Annotated in this window: 19 protein-coding genes; 11 read left to right on the plus strand and 8 right to left on the minus strand. The window is 56.8% G+C overall.

The features are described from left to right. Positions 1–88: 88 nt before the first annotated feature. The 11 genes from sctC (at position 89) to O5O45_RS10015 (ending at position 11453) form a co-directional block, all read left to right on the plus strand. A complete protein-coding gene (sctC, locus tag O5O45_RS09965) occupies positions 89–1810 on the plus strand; it encodes a type III secretion system outer membrane ring subunit SctC (protein ID WP_305905065.1) in 1722 nt (573 codons plus the stop codon). A gap of 152 nt (positions 1811–1962) precedes the next feature. Continuing rightward, positions 1963–3318 (plus strand): type III secretion system inner membrane ring subunit SctD, encoded by a 1356-nt coding sequence (sctD, locus tag O5O45_RS09970; protein ID WP_305905066.1) that lies wholly within the window; start codon positions 1963–1965, stop codon positions 3316–3318. A gap of 23 nt (positions 3319–3341) precedes the next feature. Then, positions 3342–3593, plus strand: a complete 252-nt coding sequence (locus O5O45_RS09975; RefSeq protein ID WP_305905067.1) for a hypothetical protein — start codon at positions 3342–3344, stop codon at positions 3591–3593. Beyond that, positions 3577–3801, plus strand: coding sequence for an EscF/YscF/HrpA family type III secretion system needle major subunit (locus tag O5O45_RS09980; protein WP_011397073.1), 225 nt, complete (start codon positions 3577–3579; stop codon positions 3799–3801). The genes O5O45_RS09975 and O5O45_RS09980 overlap by 17 nt, the downstream gene beginning before the upstream one ends. Beyond that, on the plus strand, positions 3798–4178 hold the full coding sequence (locus O5O45_RS09985) for a hypothetical protein (RefSeq protein WP_305905068.1): 381 nt from the start codon (positions 3798–3800) through the stop codon (positions 4176–4178). Before O5O45_RS09980 ends, O5O45_RS09985 begins: the two co-directional genes overlap by 4 nt. Positions 4179–4180: 2 nt before the next feature. Further along, entirely contained in the window at positions 4181–4594 is a 414-nt protein-coding gene (gene sctI, locus O5O45_RS09990; RefSeq protein ID WP_305905069.1) for a type III secretion system inner rod subunit SctI, read from the plus strand. 2 nt (positions 4595–4596) lie between these two features. After that, complete coding sequence (gene sctJ / locus O5O45_RS09995) at positions 4597–5391, plus strand: type III secretion system inner membrane ring lipoprotein SctJ (protein WP_305905070.1); 795 nt, start codon at positions 4597–4599, stop codon at positions 5389–5391. A gap of 31 nt (positions 5392–5422) precedes the next feature. Then, positions 5423–6115: a SctK family type III secretion system sorting platform protein gene (locus O5O45_RS10000; protein WP_305905071.1), complete on the plus strand. Its 693-nt coding sequence runs from the start codon at positions 5423–5425 to the stop codon at positions 6113–6115. Next, the gene (gene sctL, locus O5O45_RS10005; RefSeq protein ID WP_305905072.1) at positions 6094–6723 is read left to right on the plus strand and encodes a type III secretion system stator protein SctL; all 630 of its coding nucleotides are present in this window, start codon (positions 6094–6096) and stop codon (positions 6721–6723) included. The genes O5O45_RS10000 and sctL overlap by 22 nt, the downstream gene beginning before the upstream one ends. A gap of 190 nt (positions 6724–6913) precedes the next feature. Next, positions 6914–11017, plus strand: a complete 4104-nt coding sequence (locus O5O45_RS10010; RefSeq protein WP_305905073.1) for an RHS repeat-associated core domain-containing protein — start codon at positions 6914–6916, stop codon at positions 11015–11017. A 4-nt stretch (positions 11018–11021) separates the two neighbouring features. Continuing rightward, positions 11022–11453: a hypothetical protein gene (locus O5O45_RS10015; protein ID WP_305905074.1), complete on the plus strand. Its 432-nt coding sequence runs from the start codon at positions 11022–11024 to the stop codon at positions 11451–11453. Between the two features lie 69 nt (positions 11454–11522). Here the strand turns inward: O5O45_RS10015 and sctU are convergent, their stop codons facing one another. The 8 genes from sctU to sctN form a co-directional block, all read right to left on the minus strand. Next, positions 11523–12560 (minus strand): type III secretion system export apparatus subunit SctU, encoded by a 1038-nt coding sequence (sctU, locus tag O5O45_RS10020; RefSeq protein ID WP_305905075.1) that lies wholly within the window; start codon positions 12558–12560, stop codon positions 11523–11525. Positions 12561–12625: 65 nt separating this feature from the next. Then, the gene (gene sctT / locus O5O45_RS10025) at positions 12626–13411 is read right to left on the minus strand and encodes a type III secretion system export apparatus subunit SctT (protein WP_305905076.1); all 786 of its coding nucleotides are present in this window, start codon (positions 13409–13411) and stop codon (positions 12626–12628) included. Positions 13412–13447: 36 nt separating this feature from the next. Then, the gene (sctS, locus tag O5O45_RS10030; RefSeq protein ID WP_127970483.1) at positions 13448–13717 is read right to left on the minus strand and encodes a type III secretion system export apparatus subunit SctS; all 270 of its coding nucleotides are present in this window, start codon (positions 13715–13717) and stop codon (positions 13448–13450) included. Between the two features lie 104 nt (positions 13718–13821). Further along, positions 13822–14469, minus strand: coding sequence for a type III secretion system export apparatus subunit SctR (gene sctR / locus O5O45_RS10035; protein ID WP_305905077.1), 648 nt, complete (start codon positions 14467–14469; stop codon positions 13822–13824). Continuing rightward, complete coding sequence (gene sctQ / locus O5O45_RS10040; RefSeq protein WP_305905078.1) at positions 14456–15649, minus strand: type III secretion system cytoplasmic ring protein SctQ; 1194 nt, start codon at positions 15647–15649, stop codon at positions 14456–14458. The genes sctR and sctQ overlap by 14 nt, the downstream gene beginning before the upstream one ends. Further along, positions 15646–16272, minus strand: a complete 627-nt coding sequence (locus tag O5O45_RS10045; RefSeq protein WP_305905079.1) for a type III secretion HpaP family protein — start codon at positions 16270–16272, stop codon at positions 15646–15648. Before O5O45_RS10045 ends, sctQ begins: the two co-directional genes overlap by 4 nt. Beyond that, complete coding sequence (locus O5O45_RS10050; RefSeq protein ID WP_305905080.1) at positions 16269–16781, minus strand: type III secretion protein; 513 nt, start codon at positions 16779–16781, stop codon at positions 16269–16271. The genes O5O45_RS10045 and O5O45_RS10050 overlap by 4 nt, the downstream gene beginning before the upstream one ends. Before the next feature lie 13 nt (positions 16782–16794). Further along, a complete protein-coding gene (sctN, locus tag O5O45_RS10055; protein ID WP_305905081.1) occupies positions 16795–18141 on the minus strand; it encodes a type III secretion system ATPase SctN in 1347 nt (448 codons plus the stop codon). Positions 18142–18321: the final 180 nt, after the last annotated feature.

The following is an 18321-nucleotide window of genomic DNA, read 5'->3' on the forward strand; positions in this document are numbered from 1 at the left end:
CTGATATGGCCAAACCGGTCGTCCTTCTAATCTGGTTCCAGTTTGAATCCGCAAGGCTGCCAGCCTTCACTGACCAGAGGAATAGAGGATGAGGCCGCTACTGTCATTAATCGTATTGTTATTTTGCCTGTCGAGTGTGGCGGTGCGCGCCGAGGGATGGCCGTGGGCCAAACTTAGCTACGCCCATTATGCGGAAAACGAGCCCATTCAGGAGTTGTTGCAGCAATTCGCCGCCGCCATCAATACGCCGGTGGTGGTCAGCGATAAAGTACAGGGCATGGTCAATGGTCGCTTCGAAAAGGCGCCGGCCCGGGACTTTATCGATAGGCTGACCAAGCTGCACAGCCTGCTGTGGTACTACGACGGTCAGGTGCTATACGTTTATGGCGCCAGTGAAGTGGAGACAGGTCTGATTCATCTGCAGGACGTGTCCTCGCAACGCCTGATCAAAACCCTGACGAACCTTGGCGTGCTGGATCGCCGCTATACCCTGAAAGCCATCTTGGGCGAGGGCATTGTGATGGTGTCCGGGCCGCCCCGTTACACCCAACTGGTCAAGGAAGTGGCGGATATCCTGATGTCGGGCCAGCAGGGCAAGCCCAAAACCGGCGACGCCTTTGTCGTGCAGGTGTTCGAGCTCAAGCACGCCTGGGCGGATGACCGCAGTATGGTGATCAACGGCCAACGCTTACAGGTTCCCGGCGTCGCCTCCTCACTGCAGGCAGTGCTTGGACGTCGCATTGGGGAAACCACCGCCAACATCGAAGCGCCGCGGACCGTTCCCAAACTGAAAGGGCAGGGATTGGCGCAGGAGCGCTACGGAGCCAAAGAAATCCCTCCCTCTCAAGGCGCGAACCAGGATGATGCATCAATAAGAAGCGAGGAGAGCGGCCTCAACTCGGAAACGGCCGGATACATCATCGCCAACGAGCGCCTGAATGCAGTCATCGTACATGATCGTCAGTCGAAAATGCCCCTTTACCAGGAACTCATCGAGTCCCTGGATCAGCCTAGAAGCCAGGTGGAGATTGAAGTCTCGATTATCGACGTGAGTACGGATCGTCTGAATGAAATGGGATTTGAGTGGCAGGTCAACGGCCGCAACGGCAGCTTCACCAACGCGGATTTCTCTCAGGGCGCTTTGCCGCGCAGCCCTAACGAACTGTCATTCGTGGTGGGCGACGGCGCCAGTTTCTCCACCTTGCTGACCAATCCGCAGGATCTCTTTCTGTCGCGCATTCGGGCTTTATCGGAAGATGGCGACGCCAACGTGTTGTCCCAGCCGACTATTCTGACTCTGGACAATATTGAAGCGGTGCTGGATCACAGCACTACCTTCTTCGTGCGGCTGGTGGGCGACCGGGAAGTGGACCTGTTCCCGGTGTCCGTCGGCTCGGTGGTCAGAGTGACGCCGCACATCGTGAAGGGCGATCTCAGCGATAGAATTCATCTGAATATCAATATCGAAGATGGTCAGCAGACCGGACAGGCGGTGGACGACATACCCGCTGTCAGCAAAAGCATCATTACCACTGAAGCCCTGGTGAACGACAACGGCAGCCTGCTTGTCGGCGGTTATTACTTCAATCAGGACTCCACCACTAGCAGCAAGATTCCCGTGCTGGGCGATATCCCGCTATTGGGACGCCTGTTCCGCACCGACAGCAGTCAGCTGCAGAAACGAGCGAGACTGTTTCTGATCTCGCCCCGCATCGTCGGCTCCAACACGGCTGAAATTAAGTACAACCGCCGACTGGAATCCTTGATCAACCAGTATCTGAGCACGGCGCCGGAACTCAATACGCCGTAGGCGCCAATTAGGCCTGTGGATATATGGTTGCTGGCGCCTTTCTAAGGCACTGTTAATACAAGCTATGACACTGTTAACACAAGCGCGGCGATTTCTATTCAGTTTCGCCGCAACCCAAACGCTTCACTCACTTACCGGACACAAGTACAGCAATGACTAGCGCACAGTGGATGATCAAGTTGCTCTCCGGGCCTCACGCAGGCGCGGAAATGCGTCTCGAGAACCGCACCTACCGGGTCGGCTCCGCAGACGACTGCGATATCGTGTTGCACGACAAATTGCTGCCTGACCTGGCGTTTACGCTGTGCGTGGGAATGGACGGCGTGCGTCTGCAACGGGAAGGAGAAAATGAGACAAGCGTGACGCTGCTGTGCGAAGGGCGAGAGTCGGACGATCCGGACCTGCTGACCGACGCTTACTCGGTCTATTCGCTGGGGATGCTGCACTTTTGCTTCGGCCCGGCCCATCAGCGCTGGCCGGATATCTCGTTGCCGACGCCTTATCACGCGGGCGAAACAAACCCGTCGAATCTTCCTGCCGCAGCGGAATCGGAGCATTCGCAAGATGCCATGGGCAAACGCCAAGAAAGCGGCCGCAGCGGTCTGTCGCGACGCTCCAGACTCATGCTCAATCTGCCGGTGTTTATGTGTTTCATCATCGGTGGGGTGATCTTCAACAGCCGCTTTCTCGACGCAGGCGTTATCCCGCCGGAAGCGTCCCTGGATCTCGCTGGCATTGTCGCCCATGACTGGCGTTTTGAAGGACTCGCCGTCAATCCACAGACCCAGACCAACGGCGCGAACAAGTGGTTGATCAGTGGCTATGTCGACACCGCAGCGCAAGCGGCGGATCTGAAGCGACGTCTGCAAGCGCTGAATGCGCTATTTGAGCTGGATATCCGTGTCATGGAGAGCGTCAAACGCTCAACGGAAACGCTCCTCCAACAGTTTCAGTTATCACATCTCACGGTCAGTCTCGGAGATCAGCCCGGCGAGCTGGTGATCAGCGGGGTCGAAGCGAATCTGGACAACTGGTTACGGCAAAAAGAGTTACTGCTCGCCGACATTCCCGGCCTGACCCACATTCAAGACCGCGTAGAGAGGCCGGAAAGCCGACTGAATCAGCTTAAGCAGTGGCTGCAGGAGGAAGGGCTCGATAAGCAAGTGCTGGTCAATGCACAAGACGGACGTCTGTCTATCACCTCGGACATTCGCCTGGAAGAGTCTGAGGCCTGGCGGCGGGTGCAGCGTAAGTTTCAGGAACGCTTTGGCGGCGCCTTGGAAGCGGCGGTGATCGCCAACGCCAGGCCCGCGTTGGCCATCCGTAGCGTCAGCCTGGGCGCGGTTCCCCATCTTGTGCTGGCGAACGGACGCCGTTATGGCCTGGGAGCCCATGTCAGCGACGGCTACTTTCTGGAGCAGGTCGCCAAAGACGCTGTCGTGCTGCGACGGGGCGAGGAATTGATCAAATATCGCGTCGGTTCCGGCGCGGATGCATCCGGCGAATAACAACGGAACCACAGGAGAAGCAAATGGGAGACAACTTTAGCGAACGTACGCCTCAGGAGTGGCTGCAACTGCTGGTGGATTATCAGCGGCAGTTGCAAGCGCGCCTTAAGGTGGGATGTCAGCCATCAGAGTATTACCTGCTGGCGGATCTGGATGCAGCGGTGAATCTGGTGATCCGCCGGTTTAGCCGCCCTCAACTTAACAACGCGTTATTTAACGACGCTCTAATAAACAACCCTGACGATGGAGGAAGCCGATATGGCGTTCAATTTTGATGCAATCAACGATGCGATGGGTCGCCAGGCGACATTGAAGGAAGAGGAGTTACGCTCCTTCGCCAACAGCATGGACCCCAATAACTCCTCGGACCTGATCAAATTTCAGCAGAAGGTCCAGGAATGGGGACTGATCACCAACCTGCAAAGCACGACGATCAAGTCTCTCAAGGACACCATCGCCAGCATCGTGCAGAAAATGCAGTGAGCGTAAACATGGACGCCGGCATTGACGACCTGGTTCTGCGCAAACTGGCTGTAGAGGCCTTCGGGATGCTGCTCGAAGGTTCCGTTGACGACGCCCGCAAAGTGCTCGCGACAGTGAACAGGTTCAAACCGGACAACCCTGCGTCGACATTAGGGCTGGCGTTGGCCGAGCGACTGCAGGCGCCATGGCGCGACAACGGATATGGCGGCGGCCAGAACAGCGACCCGGTGTTGTGCTGTTTCCAAGGTTTGATCTGGTTGCAACAGGGGCGCGAAGAGGAAGCCAGGGCGCTATTGGCGAAGACGTCGCAGTCGCAGGATGTCATCGCCGCCGGATTAGCCCAAGACATCATCCAGTTTGAAATAGAAGGTAGGTAACAATGGACCCCATCAATATTCAATACAGCCTGAATTTTCTCAATTCAGAACAGCTCGCAGCCCTTGACCTGACGGCGGACCCGGCGGCGCTGGAGCGCTTTCAGCAAAGTCTTCAGCCGCAACCAGACACGTCTGCGCACGCAACGTCAGACAGCTCGCTTGTCACGTTGGGCGTTGAGCCGTCGGAAAACACGCTGGGAGATAAAGTGCTGCAGGGCATGCAGAACGTGAAGTCCGGCTATGACCAGCAAATGGAAGCGATGCAGCTCACCTTGAACAACGCCGACCCGCTCAATATGAGCGATATGCTCAAACTGCAAATGAACCTCGCTCAACTGACGCTACAGGGGGAGCTAATCAGCAAGACCGTCAGCAAGAGCACGCAGAACCTGGATACGTTGCTCAAGAGTCAGTAGCCATGAAAAAACCATTCATACCATACCGGTTCTCTTGTCGAGCGCGACTCCTGTTGGGATTTCTGCTTGTCTTCGCCTTGAGCGGCTGTAAAGAGACGCTGTACAGCGGTCTGACCGAGAAAGAAGGCGCGGAAATGCTGTCGATTCTGCTGGAGGAGGGCCTGGAGGCGGAAAAAGTCCCGGGCCAGAAGGGGCAGACCGTCGCTCTCAGCGTTGAGCGCACGCAGTTGTCTCAGGCGATCCGTCTGCTCAAAAGCCGGGGTTATCCCCGTGATGACTTCACCAGCGTTGGCGAGCTGTTCAAGAAAGACGGCCTGATCTCATCGCCCCTGGAAGAGCGGGCGCGCTACATATACGGCCTGTCTCAGGAGATCGCCGCGACCCTGTCGCAGCTGGACGGGGTGATTACCGCCCGCGTGCATGTGGTGATGCCGGAGGTGGAGAACAAAAAAGCGCCGTTGCAAGTGTCCTCCGCCTCGGTGTTTATCAAATATGAAAGCACCGTCAATCTGGACGATTTTGTGCCGCAGATTAAGTTGTTGGTGAACAACAGCATTGAAGGGCTCAGCTATGACAACATCGCCGTCGCGCTGTTTCCGACTCAGTCCGCGCCGGTCACTGGCGCCACCGCGATGGAGAGCGTGCTTTCCGTAAATGTCGCCGCCGGGTCGATCGATCGCCTGTATGGACTGCTCGCCATTGGCGCGCTGCTGTTGATCTGCGCTGTGGGAGGCAATCTGTTGCTTTACCGGCGCATGAAAAAACGCAGCTCTCACACGCTGGCCATAGAGCAGTAATGTCCACAGTGCCCCCAAGGTGAGATCGTCAATGCGTACAAAACTTCTCATTCAGGCGATCCGATTTAACGGCGCGCCCGCTATCTACGCTGACGCCAGCTGGTTCGCGCCCTGGCTGACTCCAGCGCGTTTAGCCGTTATGCGACGTCAGACTGACGCGGCAAGAACCCTGAACCGCTTTTTACTGGAGCAGCTCGAGCCTATAGAGCCCGTCGACCCGGAGGCGTTTTCCGATCCGCTGCTACAGTTGCTGACGCAAACCACTAATACATCTCAACTCACCATGTGGGCGGGGTTGGCGCTCCACCATCTGAGTTTGAAGCGGATCATCTGCGGGCGTCGCCAGCGTGAATTAAAAGTCGCGTTTGGGGAGAATGGCTATTGTTTCGCGCTGGAGCGGGCGCAATTTATGATGGGCGCCGCCTGTGACCCTATCCCTGCGCTGACCGATGAAGATACGCTGGCTGTCTACGAAAGGGTTCAAAGTGCGGGAGTAACTTTGCTGGCGACGGCGTCAGTGAATCTGCCGGAATCTGTGCAAAAACGCCTGCCGTTTTTCTTCCCCAAACAATACGCTCATTGCTTCACGGGTCTTCATACGAACGATGAAATACCCGGCATGACGTTGGACGTAAATCACCCTGACGCCGTGGAAAAGGCGAGGGGATTACTCTTTAAAATTGCCCAGGAGATAATACCGTCATGGAAGCCAGTTTCATTTTAATCAAAGATATACAAGATAAAGTTAAAGTTGGAAATAGTATCGTTAAGGCGTCTGATTATCAGTCCTGGCATGACGCGGACTCGCTTCTCTCCGCCGCCCGCGCCGAAGCGGACGCAATCCTGACTGACGCGAAAAGACAGGCGCAGGCGGCGCTGGAAAGCGGCTATCAGGACGGCTTGGCCAAGGCCAAAGAGGAAAGCGCCGAGCGCCTGATTACCGCCAGTATACGAGCCCATCAGATGTTGCAGATGGCGGAGTCGGATTTGATTGAGCTGGTGAAACTCAGCGTGGAGAAACTGTTTGGCGATATCGGCGATGAAGTGAAAATAGCAAGCCTGATTCAAACCGGTCTGGCGTCCCTGCGCGACGACTATCGCGTCACAGTCCATGTCGCCCCTGAAATGGAAGTTCAAGTAAAAGCGTCGCTACCGGATGTCCTGTCTCATTTTCCGGGCATCGAATACTTCGACATCACAGCGGACCCGCGACTGCCCCGCGACGCCTACGTACTGCAAGGAGACGCCGGCATTATCAAAGGGTCCATCTCCGACCGCTTCGCCAGGCTGAATGCGTTGGTGGAGCAAGCCCTGTCCGCTCCCCAGGACTAAACCCTTCCTTGAAGGGCATTTATCTACAGGACTGCCTCTACGGCATATGCCGAATGGTGGATTGGGGCGGCCGTAGGGCGAACGTACAATGTAGCGCGCCCGGTCGCCAATGCGGCCAGATTTTGTCGCTTTTCCAATTATCATTTGTCCGTCTCCGCCCCAGTGGCCTTTAACAAGGGATGTTTCCTGCATGCATTACCCCCGTCGCTTCCAAGTCAAACATCACTTGGATATCGTCGTCGATGAGTTGACGCGCATTGAGTCGCCCACCACCGCCATCGGTTATATCGAAAAATGTCTGAACGACGGGGACGGACGCGGTAAAGATTTCGACGCCTTTATCGCCTCGCTGCAGGGAAGTCATTTCCAGTCCACCTCAAACAAGTTTCCCGGCCGCAGCGCGGCGGCGTTCAATAGCTGGCGCAACACCCTGATTCGCGAAGCCCGCCATGGCAATGTGTTGCTGGTGGTGGATAGCGCGGAAAAACCTTTCCATCCGCTGATTATTGAGAAGGACAAGAAGCTGACGCCGGGGCAGTCCAACACCCACGCCGCCACCCAGTTGTTGAACCGTCTGAAGCCGGTGAAAACGCCCTCGCCAAAACGTCCGGCGGGGACCGCCGCAGGGGGCGCGGCCGCCTCTAATCCGCTGGCGGAAAGTCATCCGTCGTTCAACGGCAATGTGGGCTGGGCCAGCGTCCAGGGCGAAAAAACCAGCTACGGCGCGCCGCCGCCTCCGGCCCCATCAGCGTCCAATCCCGAAGAGACGTCCGTCAGCGACGCCAGCGGCCACAACGACAACGGCGAGACTCAAACCGCCAACGACGAAGCCTGCGTCAGCGGCGATCCTGTGAGCATGATCACCGGAGAAGAACTGCTGGATCTGGTGGACTTCACCTTGCCCGGTCCCATGCCTTTGGTGTGGAAGCGCACCTATAAAAGCTCCAACAATCATCAGCGCGGCCTGGGCGTCGGCTGGACGCACCTGTTGTGTCAAACCCTGGAAGAGGACAACGGGCGCATCACCTTCACCACCGACGAAGGCCGTTATATCGACTTCCCGCGTCCCCTGATCGAACAGTCCAGCCGCAACGCCGCGGAGCGCATGACTCTGCATCGGGTGGACGAGAACACCTACGCGCTGCAGCAGCTGGGACAGCCGGACAAAGTCTTCGTCGGCGGCAACGGCGCCTATCGTCTGGAAGCTCTGGTGGACGCCTTGGGCAATCGCATCGACATTGCTTACTGGCAGGACGTGGACGGCTATGCGCGTCCCATCACACTCCTGCAAGCCAACTGGGGACCACGTTTGCATATCCTGCACAACGCCCAGGGACTGATGTGCGAGATTCAGTCAATCCAGAGCAATGGCGCCGTCGTTACCTTGGCGACCTACGACTATGACGAACAGCAGGATCTGATCCGCGCCGCAGACCGGGCCGGCGCCAGCGAAACCTACGCCTACCGCCATCACGTCATCACCCGTCGCACCCTGAAAACCGGCTTCAGCTTCTATTTCGAGTGGAGTCAGTACAGCCCCAGCGGCAAGTGTCTGCGCCAGTGGGGCGATCGCGGCATTTACGATTACCGTTTTGAATGGGATACCGCCAATAAAGTCTCCCACGCTTTCGACAGCAATGGCGGCAAAACTACTTATTACTACGACCACCGCGGCAAGATCATCAAGGAAATCGATCCCGAAGGCGGGGTCACGCGCATGGCCTACAACAAAAACGGCCAGCTGATCCAGCATATCGACCCGGAAGGCGGCGTCACCCGCTACGTCTACGACGAGCAGGGGTTACTGACGCAACTGACAGACGCCGCCGGCGCGTCCTACAAAATCCGTTACAACCACCGCGGCCAGCCGGTGGAGATGATCAATCCTCTGGGTCATAGCTGGCGTCGCGAGTACGACGGCAAAGGGCTGCTGACCTGCGTCACCGATCCGCTGGGCAACCAGACCCGCTACGCCTACAACGAACGCGGCCTGCCGCAGAGCATCACCGACGCCGCCGGCAATGAAAAAACCTTCGTCTGGAACGCCCTCGCGCAGTTAGTCAGCGAGAGCGTCAACGGCCGCCGCACCGAGTACCTGCTGAACGAAGACGGCGATATCGGCGCGGTTGTGGATGCGGACCAGCGCACCACCGAGTACGAATATGACCTGCTCGGCAACGTCACCCGCGTACAGCATCCCGACGGCTCCGCCGTGCAGTTGCGCTACAACGCCAACAGCCAGCTGACCCACTTTATCGACGCCGCCGGCCGCTGCACGGAATACGTGTACGACGGCCTGTCCCAGGTGCGTAAAAAGATCGATCCCAACGGACAGGTGTTTGAATACCTGTACGACAAAGAACGCAACCTGATTGGCCTGATCAACGAGAAGGGCGAGCGCTATAAGCTGGGCTACGACCGCAATGAACGCCTGATCCGGGAGATCGGCTTCGATGGGCGCATTCAGGAGTACCAGTACAACCGCGCCGGGCATTTGATCTCTCATCTGGAAGGCGTCCATATCGACCTGCCGTCGGAACAGGCCAACACCACCCGCTTCAGCCGCGACCCACTGGGCCGCCTGCGAGAAAAACACAGCCCGGACGGCGAAGTGAGCCAGTTCCACTACGACGCAGCGGGACGGCTCACTGAGGCGAGCAATCCTCACCGACAGCTGCGCTTCGCCTACAACGCCCTGGGACAGCTAACCGAAGAACGTCAGGACCAGCATGTGCTGCGTCATGACTACAATCCCCTGGGCCTGCGCACGCAAACCCAGTTAGCGGACGGAACCCGGTTGAACTTCGCTTACGATCAGCACGGCCTGTTCAGCGAAGCCCGCTACAACGACAACCTGCTGACGCAGATCACCCGCGATGCGCAGGGACGGGAAGTCGCCCGCCAGCAGGGCGCGCTGCAATCCCAGTACGAATACGACCTGATGGGCCGCCTGAGCCGCCATCGCGTCGGCCATGAGGCCAACAAAACGCAACTGATCGACCGTCGCTACCAGTACGACCACCACGGCAATCTGGCGCTGATCGACGATCTGCAGAAAGGGACGACCCGCTACCATTACGACGCCCTGGACCGCCTCAAGCAGGTGGAAAGTTACTGCAACGAGCAGTTCGACTTCGACCCGGCGGGCAATATCCTGAGCGGAGAAAGCGTCAGCGCGGTGAGAAAAGGCAACCGCCTGCAGTTCCATGGCGACCGCCACTTTGACTATGACGACGCCGGCAACCTGATCCGCGAACGTCGCGGCAAAGGCGGCAAACTGGAAACCCGCTACCTCTACAACAAGCAGAACCAGCTGATTGCGGTGGAGAAAGACGGGCAGCGCACCGAGTACCGTTATGACGCGTTGGGCCGCCGCATCTCAAAACAGGACGCCTTCGGCCAGACCGAATTCCTGTGGAACGGCGACGTGCTGCTGTCCGAACAACGCCAGCACCTGCGCAAGCTCTACGTCTTCGAACCGGACTCCTTCCGGCCGCTGGCGTTCATTCAGGACGAAAAAGTCTACCACTACCACCTGGATCACCTGGGCACGCCCCAGGAAATGACCGACGCAGAAGGAACCCTGGTCTGGTCCGCCCGCTACAAAGCCTACGGCGCCCTGGCCCTGCAAGACGTGGAAAGCGTCCACAACCCGCTACGCTTCCAAGGTCAGTATTACGACGAAGAAACCGGCTTCCATTACAACCGCCACCGGTACTATGATCCCCAAAGCGGCCGCTTCATCAACCAAGACCCCATCGGCCTCCTGGGCGGCGCCAATGCCTACCAATATGCGCCAAATCCGGTGGGATGGGTCGACCCGTTTGGGTTGACTTGTAAAGAGGGAGTCGCAACCATTTATAAAATGGGGACCGGACGTGAGATGCACTTTGCGATTCAGATTGAAACCCAAGCTGGAACAAAACGGGCGACTCACCAACTAGGTACGGTTGGCTCTAAAACATTGATAGATACTTTTGATCCAGCGAAGAAGGAAGACTTGGAAGTAATAAAAATAAAGGTTCCAAACCCAAAGGCCGCCATTGATTACCAAGACCACTTAATAAGTCAGGCCGACCGTCAATTAAGTGAGGCCAACTATCAAGTAGAGAACTTGAAAACGCCAGATTATGACATTGTAAATCAAAGCTGTCTCACACATGTTTTTGATGTTTTAAGGGCTGCTGGTATTGATGGCGCACCTATGCACTCTGACCCGAAAGACAAGGGAACTAAGAGATTTATGATCGGCTTGAAACGACAATCTAAACAGGATTTTCCCGAGGAGAGTTAAAGTTGTGAACCGCGAAGACTTATTTCGTCGAGCATTTGAAAGAAAAGAGCTGGTTTGTTCTCACATATATAGCGCAAAGGAAATGTGCTCTTTGGATGGAAAAGAGGCTTTCCCCCTGTGTGTGCAAATCTATGAAGATGGTTTTAACTTGTTTTGGTATTGTGAAAAGTGTGTCGAAATGTATGGCTTATCCAGGCAGGGAACATACGTCTACGATGCCGAAGACGAGTTCTTTGAAAGGCTAGAGGATTTAGACGACTTCAAAGCAGGAGAAAATTTGGATTTAAATCCATTCTCCGACTATCTGGAGGAACAAAAAGGCTTTATGTTAAGTAAGGATGACTTCTCCAAGCTCAGCGTAACATTTGATGCAGAAAAGCCGATATCCGAGGCTAACATAATGCGAGTCCCTTTTGGCGCGCAGTTGAAGAGGTAATAGATATCTGGTCATTAAACCAAAACAGCTGATGCAGGCTTTCGGAATACGTCTCTTACCTGCAACCTCCTAACTCTCCAATCCAGCCACCCATTTCAACACATCCGCCACCGGCTCTATCAACTCTGAAGGGATGTAATTCTCCAGCTCGGCCTGAGCGTATAGGGCGCGGGCCAGGGGGATGTTTTCCATGATGGGGATGCCTTCTTTGGCGGCGATTTTCTTTACTCTTTGGGCGGTGGTGTTTTTTGCTTTGATGATGACGGTTGGCAGGCTGCGTTTATCGCCGTCGTAGTAGATGCCGATGGCGATGTGGGTGGGGTTGGTGACGATGACGGAGGCTTTTTTGATTTGGCTGATCATGCCGCCTTCCAGCATTTCACGGTGAATCTGTTTGCGTTGGCCGATGACTTCCGGGTTGCCTTCTGCGTCTTTGTACTCCCGTTTCACTTCATCTTTGGTCATGCGCAGTTGCTTTTGGTGTTCATGCTTCTGATAAAGAAAATCCAGCACCGCTACGATCACAAACGCGAACATGGACACCATCGCCAGCTGCAGCATCAGGTGGCCGATAAAGGGCATGACGCAGTCTGAGCCGCAGTGGGGGAGTTTGCTGATGTCGTTGAGATTGGCGGTGATCACCCAGTAGATCAGGATGGACAGGAACAGGATTTTTACGATGGACTTGAGCAACTCCACCAGGCTTCGTACTGAAAACAGCTTCTTGACGCCTTCCACCGGGTCAATTTTCTTCAGATCGAACTTGATCGACTCCATGGCGAACAACGGGCCGACATGCCCGACATTAGAGACCACCGCAGTGACGATCACCAACAGGATAAAAGGGAGCAGGATGTCCAGACTCTTCTCGAACACGCCATTCAGCACCGCCTGCAATGCTTCCCCAAAAGGCTGACCGTAGAAGCGCGGGGGCAGATCAATCAGGCTTTGCAGCGCTTCCACCAACCCATAACCGGAGGCGAACAGGAGTCCGTACATGGCGATCATCATGGCGGTGGACACCAGCTCCTTACTGTGCGCTACCTGACCCTTTTTACGGGCGTCGCGGAGCTTTTTCGGGGTGGGCTTTTCGGTCTTTTCACTCATCGCTTTGGCTTTCTTGCATTTGTCTGTATGGGGGGTTGTGAAGACTTACGCTAACTGACGGTTGTTCAAGACAAGAGGTTAAACAGCGGTTGCAGCAGACCGTCGATATTCTCCAGCAGCTCGCTGAAATAACGGATCACGAAGCCTGCGTAGACGCACAGCAGCGCCAGTCCCACCGCGCTTTTCAGCGGCATCGCCAGGATGAACACGTTCAGTTGCGGCGCGAAACGACTGATCAACGCCAGGCCAAACTCGGTCAGGAACATCACGATCACCACTGGCGCCCCCAGCAAAACAGTAAGGTGCATCAAGGTGTCCAGTTGAGCCAGGAAAAAGCCAGGCCCGCTTAAGGTAAGAGACGGGAAAAATTCAAACACAGGCCAGACCACGTAGCTCTTGTACAGCGCATAGAGCATCAGCAGAAAAGAACCGCTGATAAAAAACAGGGTGACCAAAGACTGCGTTAGCAGAATGCCCAAAGGAGACGTTTGCGATCCGGACAGCGGATTCAACGCGCTCGCCATGGTGGCGCCGCGCTGGTTATCAATAAAAAAGCCCACTGACTCAATCGCCCAGAACGGCATCACCAATACAAATCCCATCGCCAGACCAATGCCGACTTCTTTGACGATGATCAGCAGCAGATGCAGCCCGTCCAAAGTCTGGGCGTCCAGACCATGCTCGACAAGCGGATAGGTAATGAGGGAAAAACTGGCGACTACGCCGTTGCGGATCATCGCGTTGCCCAAAGACTGTTTAGACAGAAACGGCAGCATCATAAACATCGCCAGCATGCGTGCGGACGACATAAAGAACACAAACAACGTGTGGGAGATCAGTTCAATATTCATCAGTCGTTCTTCGCTTGCAACCGTTCTTCGTTTCCATCAACCGGCCACATCAGGAATGGCGTCGAACACCAGCACCGTGTACTGGTACATCTCGATGCCGAGCCAGCGCGCGGTCAGGTAAAGGGTGGCGACGATGGCCACCAGTTTCACGGCGAACCCCAGGGTTTGCTCCTGGATTTGGGTCACCGCCTGCAACAGGCTGACCAGCACGCCAGTAAAAGTCGCCACCAGAATCGGCGGCATGGAAAGGATCAGCACCAGCATCAGCGCTTCCGTGGTGTATTGAATAACGTCGGCTTCGGTCATAGCTTCACTCTCCGTCATCCGGTTTTATCGGTCTCTACTCAAATGCTTGTTCGTACTTGCGCCGGTTCTGCGCCGGTTCTGTGTATGGGATGAATGGCTGCCGGCTATTGATAGGCGAGCACCAGTCCATGGATTAGGCGCGTCCATCCGTCCATCAGCACGAATAACAACAGCTTGAAGGGCAGGGAGATGGTCATGGGGGAGACCATCATCATGCCCATGGCCAACAGGATGTTGGAGATGATCAGGTCAATCGCCAGGAAGGGCAGATAAATCAGAAACCCGATTTCAAAGGCGCTGGTGAGTTCGCTGGCGGTGAAGGCGGGAATCAGCACGCAAAAGCTGTCTTTTTCCAGGCCCTTCGCGACGTCTTCCGGCCAGATTTCCGCCGCCGTCTCATGAAAGAACGTCTGCTCATCCTCCGAGCCGTGCCGTTGCAGAAACGCCTTGTAAGGCTGCGAGGCGGTGTCCACGAGCGCTTTCAACTCCTGCGTATTCTCCAGGGAGATCGGCTGGCTGCTGAGTTCGTTGTAGGCGCTGATGCCCACCGGCGCCATGATGTAGGCGGTCAGGATGATGGACAGCCCGTAGAGCGCCATGTTCGGCGGGATCTGCTGAATGCCTAAAGCGTTACGCAGTAACCCTAAGACTACGGCGATCTTCACGAAGGACGTGGCCATCACCGCAAAGAAGGGAATCAGAGCGATGCCCGCCAAGCCGAGGGTCAGGTAAAAAGGATCAGGCAACGTCATGCTCGTTCTCCTGTTCTTTCTGCTGTTCGCTTTCCTGTATGACGCCAGTCTCAGCGGAGACGGCCGGCGTGAGCGACAAACGCGTGATGCGGGCGCCAATCTGATCGCCTACCCGCACCAGTTCGGCTTCCGCGATCGCCTGACCCTGAACCAGCAGTGTGACGGCGCCGGATAAAGGCTTGTCGAGGGCGAGCGTTTGTCCTGGCGCCAGAGACTGAATCTGGCTAAGGGTGGCGGTGCGTCGGGCGACCTCAAAGACCACCTCAACGGGAAGGTCATGCAACGGCTGCAACGGCGCGTCGTTGTTGGGAGTCGTTGTGTGTGTCATAGGTTGATCCGTGTTGATATGGGTGAGAGTGATGTCCTGACGCTGCAATGTCCCGTAGCCCAAACGCCTGCCGCAGACGCTGAGAGAGATTGAAAAAAAGCAAGCGGAGGGCGAATCGCCGGTCGGATTGATCGAAGCCGACGGCAGCAGAACGATGTCGTTCAACTGCAATTGACGGACTTCGTCATAGCTGAGTTTGGGACCGTCAATGCCTGCGCTGAGAGCCAGAGGCAGATGAGTGATGGCCAGCGTCGAATAAGGTTGCGACCAGTGGCGCGGCGCCTTGTCCTGCACCAGATCGAAAGCGCCCTGAACCAGATCAAGAGCCTCATGAGAAAGGGCGATCGTCGCCCAACCCGTTTGGCGACCATAAACGCACCGACAATACAGTTTGATGGAATCCTGCTCCTGAACAGGCGCGGGTAGCATCGCCTCGACCTCTATGTGCAAACCGCCGGCCGCGGATATCTGATCGATCAATGGCGCCAGCGCAGCCTGCAGCAACGCCAGTTGTAGCATTTCTGGGATTTTCTCAAACGGCAGCGACGCTAGCGCCCCGTCATCGGGCTGACCAGCACTCTCGTCTAACGTTGAGAGCAGGGCGTCCAGAAGGCGTTGGTCGAAGCGTAACGACGCCGAGGTTTGATCAAGTCGAATTCGCGCGCCGAAGGCGAAAGAATGAGCTTCTTTTGCGGCGGCAAACTGGACATCAAGAGGCGTCGCGCCCAGTTCAAATCGGGTTCCTGCGCCAATAGGAAATAGCGACTGCAGTCGCAGCGCTAACGGGTTTACCTGGGGAAGCGCCAACCGCTGCATAGCGACGGAGGCGGCATGTATACGCAAGGCGGTCACAGCAGCCTCCCGATAGATTCAGCAGACTGGGCGGAGGCGTTGGCCATCGAATCTGTATCGCGCCCATGCACAATGTCCACTTTGACCTTGACGCCGTCTTGTCCGTAACGACGTTGCAATGATTGCAGCAGGCTCGCCCGGCTCTGATGCAGTTGCTGATAACTGGCTGCCGCGGCGGTGGCGAACTGCACCGTCAAAACGCCATCCACTTTGGCGATGCTGAGCGTGGTATCCGGCAGTTGCGGGCTTTTCAGGTCCATCCTGACTTCTTGCAGCCCAGGCGTTTCGGAGCGCTTCACGTACATCTGATCAACCAGCTTCGCCACCAGATCCGCGAGCTCCTCCGTCGGCGAAGTCGGCATCGCCGCGTTCGTCATGCCGGGTTGATAGCGGGGTTCATGCAGTGGGGAGAGATAACCGCCTTGCAGTAAGTGAGCGGCTTCGTTTCCCTGATCGGAACTTTCCTGTTCCCCTTGTTCAAATTGTTCAAACTGCCGCTGAAAACGCGCTAACGCTTCTTCATCCACCGTTGGTTTTCTGTGCTCATTGCTGCGGAATTTGGCCGCATCATGTTGTTCTTTTGCGGCGGTCCTGATTTCTCCTTGCAGGCGCTGCGCATTCATATCGACGCCTCCATCTCCAAGCCGAAACCAGTCGTAGCCCGGGCGGGAAATCGAAGGTTGTCCGCCGCCATTTCCTCCGCCTGCTGTTCTTCAAGGCGAATGCGCTCCTGATGCAGCGCTCCCTGGAATTCGTCGGCCAGAATGGCGAACTTTTCCTGCGCTTTTTGCGCTACTTTCAGTTGGTCCAGTGCGGCTTGCAGTTTTTGTTCGGCGGCGGCTTCTTCCGTTTGAATCTGTTTGAGCTGGTTCGCCAGGTCGTTAGTTTGGACTTTGAAATACGCCACCCGACTGTTGTAGTCGTCCATCTCTTGCAGGCTGGCGGGTTTGCCGGCCAGTTCCGCGAACAGGCGGTCGCTTTCGCGGCGACGCCATTGCTGAAAATCGGTGAATGCGTGGGCGGACTGACTTCTGCGCTCGCGCAGGTCTGATAGTGCGATTTCGAGGTGTTTGACTTGTCTGGCCTGACGGTTGGTTCGGTGCTGTTTGATTTCGGCGATGCTGGCGATCATGGCTGAGTCTCCGTTAGTGTTGGGCCAGGGATTGCAGTTGAGCCAAGGTGTCCCCCATGGAGCAGGGGGCGTCGTCATGCTGTCTCAGGAACTGGTTAATGGGCTCGATGGCCTTGATCGCGGCGTCGGCGAGCGGGTCTGTCCCCGGCTGGTATTCCCCGATCCTGACCAGCAACTCGATTTCCCTGTAGCGGGCCAATAGCTGCCGCAGCCGCCGCGCATGTTGCCGTTGCTCCGGCGTGGCGATTTCGTTCATCAGGCGACTGCTGCTGGCGAGAATATCCACCGCGGGAAAGTGGCCGGATTCCGCCAAAGCGCGGGATAGCACAATGTGGCCATCCAGAATGGAGCGCACTTCGTCCGCCACTGGCTCGGTCATGTCGTCGCCTTCCACCAGCACGGTGTAGAGCGCGCTGATCGCGCCTTTGGCCCCAGGGCCGGCGCGTTCCAGCAATTTGGGCAAGGTGGCGAATACAGTGGGCGGAAAGCCTCTGCGCGCCGGCGGTTCTCCCGCCGCCAGGCCGATTTCCCGCAGCGCACGGGCGAAGCGGGTGACGGAGTCCATGAGCAGCAGCACCCGTTTGCCTTGATCGCGGAAATATTCGGCGATAGCAGTGGCCACGTAACCCGCCTTCACCCGCTCCATGGCGGGGCGGTCGGACGTGGCGGCCACCACCACGGCGCGCCGCATGCCTTCCGCGCCCAGATCCCGTTCGATAAATCCTCTGACTTCGCGGCCGCGTTCACCGATCAAGCCGATGACGACGATGTCGGCGTCTGTATGGCGGGTGATCATGGAGAGCAGGGTGCTTTTGCCGACCCCCGCCGCCGCGAACACGCCCATACGTTGCCCCTCGCCGCAGGTGAGCATGCCGTCAATCGCACGCACCCCGGTGGTTATGGGCGTTTCCACCAGCCTGCGGGTCAATGGGTTAGGGGAGGCGCTGATAATGGGGTAAGGGACGCCGCCCGTCAGAGGCTCGCCGTCATCAATGGGCGCGCCCAGGCCGTCCAGCACCCGCCCCAAAATACCCTCGCTGATCTGGATCTCATGACTGCGGCCCGTGGGAATCACTTCGGTATGAGCGGACAGACCTTCCATCTCACTCAACGGCGTCAACAACGCCTCCTGCCTGGAAAAACCGATCACCTCCGCAAGAATGGAACGCTGCGACTCCGGGTCCACCAACTCACAAATCTCACCAATCCGCACCCCATTCACAGACGCCTTAACAATCGTCCCCACCGCCTGCGTCACCCGCCCCCGCACCTGCGCAAAATCCGCCTGCTCCACCAACGACCGCAACAACTTGGTCCTGGACGCGGAAAACGCGCTATCACTGAAGACTGTCTGATCCATAGCATCCACACCCTGAAAAAACACCGCGAAAGCGGATTGATATTTGGTTTAGGGGCAGATTAAAGGGGGAGTGGGAGGGGCTGTATCAGCCGGGGGATCTAATTTTTGGGGGGAAGTAGAATAACTTGGAAGGGGAACGCATGGGACCATGCAAAGCTTTTAAAGGGAAACAAATGCAAA

This window comes from Hahella sp. HNIBRBA332 (assembly GCF_030719035.1).
Classification (GTDB): domain Bacteria; phylum Pseudomonadota; class Gammaproteobacteria; order Pseudomonadales; family Oleiphilaceae; genus Hahella.